We start from the raw sequence: 1,308 nt of genomic DNA, 5'->3' as shown, positions 1-1,308 counted from the left end.
GGCGATGTCCCGGAGTCTGTTGAACGCATGAGCTGAGGTGGCGGCTCCTTCGACCCGCATGCGCGAGCATGCGGGTTGCCTCACAAGCAACCGAAGGAGCCACCAGAGTGAAGTCTCACACGAAGCCCGCGCTGCGGGCCATGCCTGCTTCGCAGGTCCAGATCTCGCTGCCCGTGCAGGGTGTTCTGCGCGATGTTCGCCACGCCTTCCTGGGCCTGTGCATCGACGCTGGCCAGAAGGTGCTGGCCGCGATGATGGAAGCCGACAGGATCGCGCTGTGCGGCCCCAAGGGCGTGCCGGACGCTGGCCGGCGCGCCGTGCGCGGCGGCACCACCGCCAGCCAGGTCGTGCTGGGCGGCCAGCGCATCGCCGTACGGCGACCGCGGGCACGCTCGACGACCGAGGGCGAGTTGTCACTGCGCAGCTTCGAGTGGGCTGCTGGCCGCGACCCGCTGGACGCCGCCACGATGGCCGCCATCGCCGCGGGTGTGTCGACTCGGCGTTACGCCAGCACCCAGGAGCCGGTGCCGGCGGCACACCGGCCGCGTGCGGCCTCCAAGAGCGCGGTGTCGCGCCGCTTCGTGCAGCTCAGCCAGCAGCAGCTGGCACAGTGGCTCGCACGGCCCCTGGGCGATCTGGACCTGCCCGTCGTGATGATCGACGGCATCCACTTCCGCGACCGCGTCATCCTGCTGGCGCTGGGCATCGACGCCCAAGGAGACAAGCACGTCCTGGGGCTGCGCGAGGGCTCCACCGAGGCCACGCGGGTGGTCGTCTCGCTGCTGTCGGACCTGGTCGAGCGCGGGCTGGATGCCCAACGCATGCGGCTGTGGGTGATCGACGGCGGCAAGGCGCTGCGCAAGGCCATCGTCCAGACCTTCGGCGCGTGCGCGCTCCTCCAGCGCTGCCAGGAGCACAAGCGCCGCAACGTGCTGGAGCACCTGCCCGAAGACATGCACGCCGGCGTCAAGCGGGCCCTGAAGGACGCCTGGTCGGCCTCGGACGCCGAACTGGCGCGCAAGCAACTCGGCCGTCTGGCATCCGCGCTGCAGGCCAGGCACCCGGGTGCGGCGGCCAGTCTGCGCGAGGGCCTGGAGGAGACGCTGACCGTCCAGGCACTGGGCATCACCGGGGCGCTGTACCGCACGCTGCGCACGACCAACCCCATCGAGAACCTGAACGGCTCGGTGGCGCACTACAGCCGCAACGTCAAGCGCTGGGGCGACGGGCAGATGGTGCTGCGCTGGGTGGCCAGCGCGCTCAGCGACGCGGCCACGCGAATGCGCAAGCTGCGTGGCTGCGGCCAGA

General features: G+C 71.0%; 1 protein-coding gene. It reads left to right on the top strand.

Annotated features, from left to right (window positions below):
* Window positions 1-107: 107 nt before the first annotated feature.
* Window positions 108-1,308 (top strand): IS256 family transposase (locus AC2EAQ_RS18880; RefSeq protein WP_484645987.1); only part of this gene is annotated, 1,201 nt, incomplete at its 3' end.

It is taken from the genome of Aquabacterium sp. T101 (assembly GCF_057219775.1).
Note: the sequence above shows the minus strand (reverse complement) of the source record. Positions and strands in the feature narration are given on the sequence as shown.